5 protein-coding genes and 1 pseudogene are annotated in these 5,302 nt (G+C 68.8%); 5 read left to right on the top strand and 1 reads right to left on the bottom strand.

All coding sequences use genetic code 11. The annotated features are described in order from the left end of the window. Nucleotides 1-67 precede the first annotated feature (67 nt). Both AC1DOC_RS26025 and AC1DOC_RS26020 read left to right on the top strand, forming a co-directional pair. Nucleotides 68-1,120 (top strand): ABC transporter ATP-binding protein, encoded by a 1,053-nt coding sequence (locus AC1DOC_RS26025; protein WP_018903548.1) that lies wholly within the window; start codon nucleotides 68-70, stop codon nucleotides 1,118-1,120. Between the two features lie 12 nt (nucleotides 1,121-1,132). After that, nucleotides 1,133-1,792: an HAD family hydrolase gene (locus tag AC1DOC_RS26020; protein ID WP_018903547.1), complete on the top strand. Its 660-nt coding sequence runs from the start codon at nucleotides 1,133-1,135 to the stop codon at nucleotides 1,790-1,792. Here AC1DOC_RS26020 and AC1DOC_RS26015 read toward each other — a convergent pair. Further along, a complete protein-coding gene (locus AC1DOC_RS26015; RefSeq protein WP_018903546.1) occupies nucleotides 1,779-2,459 on the bottom strand; it encodes a lipocalin family protein in 681 nt (226 codons plus the stop codon). The two genes, AC1DOC_RS26020 and AC1DOC_RS26015, sit on opposite strands and share 14 nt — an antisense overlap. Before the next feature lie 252 nt (nucleotides 2,460-2,711). Between AC1DOC_RS26015 and AC1DOC_RS26010 the strand changes: the two are divergent. From AC1DOC_RS26010 to AC1DOC_RS26000, 3 genes and pseudogenes are all read left to right on the top strand, one after another. Continuing rightward, nucleotides 2,712-3,448 (top strand): annotated as a pseudogene (locus AC1DOC_RS26010) (transaldolase family protein). 2 nt (nucleotides 3,449-3,450) lie between these two features. Then, nucleotides 3,451-5,013, top strand: coding sequence for a glucose-6-phosphate isomerase (pgi, locus tag AC1DOC_RS26005; protein ID WP_018903544.1), 1,563 nt, complete (start codon nucleotides 3,451-3,453; stop codon nucleotides 5,011-5,013). Nucleotides 5,014-5,101: 88 nt separating this feature from the next. Then, on the top strand, nucleotides 5,102-5,302 hold a 201-nt coding region (locus AC1DOC_RS26000; RefSeq protein WP_478130778.1), incomplete at its 3' end, for a DUF805 domain-containing protein.

Genomic DNA, 5,302 nt, shown 5'->3' with positions numbered 1-5,302 from the left:
GGCTGGGGCGGCGCGGCACTGCGCCTCCGCATCAAGGACATCACAAAATGGAAAGCCTGGCGACACCATGAACGGCATCGAATTGCGCAACGTCACCAAGCGCTACGGCACCGACAGGAACGGGCCGCTGGCGGTCAAGGGCATCAGCTTCGAGGTGCCGGCGGGCACGCTCACCACCATCCTCGGGCCTTCGGGCTGCGGCAAGACGACCACGCTGCGCATGATCGCGGGGCTCGAATCGGCCAGCTCCGGCTCCATCTTCATGGGCGGGCGCGACGTGACCACGCTGGGCCCGGCCGAGCGCAACGTGAGCATGATGTTCCAGAGCTACGCGCTGTTCCCGCACATGAACGTGATCGAGAACGTGGGCTACGGCCTGCGCATGAGCGGCGTGAAGAAGGACGAGGCTGCCTCGCGCGCGCGCGGCGCGCTCAAGGGCGTGGGGCTGGTCGGCTTCGACGAGCGGCTGCCGAGCGAACTCTCTGGCGGCCAGCAGCAGCGCGTGGCACTGGCGCGCGCGCTGGTGCTGGAGCCCGCGGTGCTGCTGTTCGACGAGCCGCTGTCCAACCTCGACGCCCGGCTGCGGCGCGAAATGCGCGAGGAGATCCGCGCGCTGCAGCAGCGCCTGAAGCTCACGGTGGCCTACGTCACGCACGACCAGAGCGAGGCGCTGGCCGTGAGCGACCAGATCATCGTGATGGACCACGGCGTGATCGCCCAGCGCGGCACGCCCGAGCAGCTCTATGCCCGGCCCGAGAGCGAGTTCGTGGCCGGCTTCATGGGCGAGGCGATGGTGTTCCCTGCGGTGGCGCAGGCCGACGGCAGCGTCGCGCTCGGCCCGCTGCGGCTGCAGCCGCGCCATGCGGTGGCGCCCGGCGCGGTGAAGGTGGCGGTGCGGCCCGAGGCCTGGGAGATCGATGCCGCCGGGGCGGCCGCGGGCCTGCCCGCCACGCTGCGCAAGGCGGCCTACCTCGGCAGCTTCTACGAATACGGCTTCGACACGGCGCTGGGGCCGGTGTTCGTGGTGTCGACCGATCTGTCGAGGCCCCTGGCCGCGGGCGCCGAGGCCACGCTGTCGCTGGCGGCGCATGGCGTGAGCGTGGTGCCGGACGACGCGTGAAACAATGGCACCATGAACGTGGTTTTCGATCTTGGCGCCGTGCTGCTGGCATGGGAGCCCACCCGGCTGGTGCAGACCCATCTTCCCGAGCATGCCCCCACCGAAGCCGCCGCGGCGGCGCTGGGCCGGGCGCTTTTCCACCATGACGACTGGATGAGCTTCGACTGCGGCATGCGCTCGCTGGACGAGGCCATCGCGCGCATGGCCCGGCGGCTGTCGCTGCCGGCGGCCCGGCTGGACGCCATGCTCGGCACGCTCGGGGAGCGCCTGGAGCCCATTGCCGTCACCGTGGAACTGCTCGAGGGCCTGTTCGCCCGGCGCGAGGCCGGCGAGGCGCTGCGCCTGTACTACCTCTCGAACATGCCGGCGCCCTACGCGCGCGCGGTCGAGCGCCGGCACGGCTTCATGCGGCGCTTCGACGGCGGCGTGTTCTCGGGCGATGTGAAGTTCATCAAGCCGGATCGCGAAATCTACGAACTGCTGGCGGTGCGCCATGCGCTCGAGCCCGCCGAGACGGTGTTCATCGACGACTCGGCCGCCAATGTGGAGGCCGCGCGGGCCTTCGGCTGGCAGGCCATCCACTGCACGCACCCCGCGGCGCTGGCGGCGCAACTGGCGCGCCATCTGCCGGCTGTGCCGGCTGGCCCGGTTGCGCCGGCTATCGGCCGGTGAGCACCACCTTGGAGGTGTCGAAGCCCAGGCTGGCGGCGTAGTCCAGCTCGGCCTGCAGCGCGTCGTCCTCCAGGCGCGGCGCGCGCGAAAGCACCCAGAGGTACTGGCGGTCGGGCGTGCCGACCAGCGCCACCTGGTAGTCGCGGTCGAGCTTCAGGATCCAGTAGTCGCCCCAGACCATCGGCAGCCAGCTGAGCCACGAGGGCGCAAAGCGCACTTCGAGCCGGCCCGCGCCGGGCTGGCCCGCCACCGGCACCACGCGCGCCGTTCCCACCGCCTCGTCGAAATTGCCGTCGGGCCGCACGCAGCGGTTRAGCACCTGCATGGTGCCATCGGGCTGGAGCGTGTACTCGGCGCTCACGGGGCCGGCGCACTGCTTCTGGAAGCGGTTGGGCAGGCGGGCCTGCTCGTGCCAGATGCCGGCGTAGCGCTGCAGGTCGACCGGCGCCACCACCTGCAGCGGCGCGCGCATGAGCGGTGCGCCATCGGGCGGCCCGGGCAGCTGGGCTCGCCCGGTGCGTCCCGCGCCCATGGCAATCCAGGTGGCGACACCGCCCACCACGAAGGCCGTGGCCAGGGTGCCGATGGCGTGGCTGGTGCTGCGGTCATCGAAGGACGGAGCGCGGCTGGCGGCGGCAGCCGCGGCGGAGCGATGGCGAAGGGGCATGGGCGTGGCACTCCTGTGGTGGTCGGAAGCATCGATCGGAAACGGCCAGCCTAGTCCCGGGCCGGGGCGGCGCGCCGTCAGCGGCGGACCACAGCCGCTGTAGGGCAGCGCGGCCGGCCGGCCCTTACAACCCTGTCGGCGGCAGGCTGATCCAGGGCGGTGAAAACCCGTGCTACGGTGCGCATGAAAACATCGGCCCCGGCGCAACAGCGTGCAGGACTTGTCATCACCCGCACTGGATAATCTTTCTCCATGAATCAACTCGATGCTCTCCGCCAATGGACCACCGTGGTCGCCGACACCGGCGACTTCAAGCAACTTGCCATTTCCAGGCCGCAGGACGCGACCACCAATCCGTCGCTCATCCTGAAGGCGGTGCAGAAGCCCGAGTACCGGCCGCTGCTCGACGAAGCCGTGAGCAAGCACGCGGGCAAGCCGCTCGACGAGGTCATCGACCGGCTGCTGGTGCGCTTCGGCACTGAAATCCTCTCGATCATTCCGGGCCGCGTGTCGACCGAAGTCGATGCGCGCCTTTCATCTCGCCCTTCGTGGGCCGCATCTACGACTGGTACAAGAAGTCGGCCGGCGCCCAGTGGAACGAAGCCGCCAACGCGGGCGCGAACGACCCCGGCGTCAAGTCGGTGCGCCAGATCTTCGAGTACTACAAGCAGCACGGCATCAAGACCGAGGTGATGGGCGCGAGCTTCCGCAATGTGGGACAGATTCGGGCCCTGGCCGGCTGCGACCTGCTCACCATCAGCCCCGAGCTGCTGGCCGAGCTGGCYGCGAGCAACGAGCCGCTGGCGCATGCGCTCGATGCCAAGGCGGCAACCGGCGGCGATGTCGCCAAGGTCAGCTACGACGAGGCCGGCTTCCGCTTCGCGCTCAACGAAGACGCCATGGCCACCGAGAAGCTCGCCGAGGGCATCCGCGCCTTCGCGGCCGACGCCGTCAAGCTCGAGAAACTCATGCAGGAAAGCGGCAAGTAAGCATGGCCATGACCCAACGCTGCGACCGCGCGCCCGCCTGGGCGCAACTGCAGGCTGCCTTCGAGACCGCGGGCCGCCAGTTCGACGTGCGCCATGCCTTCGTCGACGACGCCAGCCGTTTCGAGCGCTTCAGCCAGGAGGCGCCGTACCTGTTCGCCGACCTGTCGAAGAACCTCATCGATGCGCGCACGGAAGAACTGCTCTTCGCGCTGGCCCGCGAGTGCGGCCTCGAAGCGCACCGCGACGCCATGTTCGCGGGCGAGCACATCAACAACACCGAAGACCGCGCCGTGCTGCACACGCTGCTGCGCGCCCGCGCCGATGCGAAGGTAAGCAAGACGGCCGACAAGCTGCGCGAGGTGCACGAAACGCTCGACGCGATGCTGGCCTATGCCGAGAAGGTGCGCGCCGACCACACGATCACCGACGTGGTCAACATCGGCATCGGCGGCTCCGACCTCGGGCCGCAGATGGCGGTGCTGGCGCTGGCCGAGTTCGCCGCGCCCGGCAAGCGCTTCCACTTCGTCTCCAACGTCGACGGCCACGAGCTGGCCGGCGTGCTGCAGGGCCTGGCGCCCGAGCACACGCTGTTCCTCATTGCGTCCAAGACCTTCACCACGGCCGAGACCATGGCCAACGCGCTTTCGGCCAGGCGCTGGTACGAGCAGTCGGGCGGCACCGACATTGCGGGCCACTTTGCCGCGCTCACCACCAACGTGGAGGCCGCGAAGCAATTCGGCATCGACACCACCTTCGGTTTCTGGGACTGGGTGGGCGGGCGCTATTCGCTGTGGTCGGCCATCGGCTTGCCCATTGCGCTGGCCATCGGCGCCGACGGTTTCCGCCGGCTGCTGGCGGGCGCGCACGCGATGGACGAGCACTTCCGCAGCGCGCCGCTCGAGCAGAACCTGCCGGTGCGGCTGGGCCTGCTCGATGTCTGGTACCGCAACTTCCACAAGTTCACGAGCCGCGGCATTGCGCCGTACCACAGCGCCCTGAAGCGCCTGCCGGCCTACCTGCAGCAGCTCGAGATGGAAAGCAACGGCAAGCAGGTCGATGCGAGCGGCGCGCCGCTGCCCGCGGGCCTTGGCACCTCGCCCGTGCTCTGGGGTGAGCCCGGCACCAACGGCCAGCATGCCTACTTCCAGATGCTGCACCAGGGCACCGATGTGATCCCGCTCGAATTCGTGGCGGTGCGCGATGCGGCGCACGACCTCGACGGCCACCACCCCAAGCTGCTGGCCAATGCGCTCGCGCAGGCGCAGGCGCTGATGGTCGGCAAGCTCGATGCGGGCGGCCACAAGAACTTCCCGGGCAACCGGCCGAGCAGCTTCTTCGTGTTCGAGAAGCTCACGCCCGAAGCGCTGGGCGCCTTCCTCGCGCTGTACGAGCACCGCGTGTTCACCAGCGGCGCGCTGTGGGGTATCAACAGCTTCGACCAGTGGGGCGTGGAACTCGGCAAGGTGCTCGCGAAGGACATCGAGCCGCGCCTTGCCTCGGGCGACATCATGGGGCTCGACGCCTCGACCGCCGGCCTCCTGAAACGCCTCGGCGCGCAGGCCTGATCCGCTGAAAGGCCGGGGCAACACGCCCGGACAGGCCGATCCATAGGCCATTTGTTTGCGAACTGATGGCCGAATTTGCCGTTGAAAGATGCATCGATATGATCGGCCCGGGGAATTTCCCTGGGATTCAATCAAGAGGAGTCGATCAATGGACTTTCAAACAGCGGTCAAGACCTGTTTCAGCAAATACGCCGATTTCAACGGGCGCGCATCGCGTTCGGAGTACTGGTGGTTCGTGCTGGCCGAGGTCATCGTTCTCATCGTGGCAAGCCTGATCCATCAGTATGTG

This window comes from Variovorax sp. 01T439_2 (genome assembly GCF_056398445.1).
Note: the sequence above shows the minus strand (reverse complement) of the source record. Positions and strands in the feature narration are given on the sequence as shown.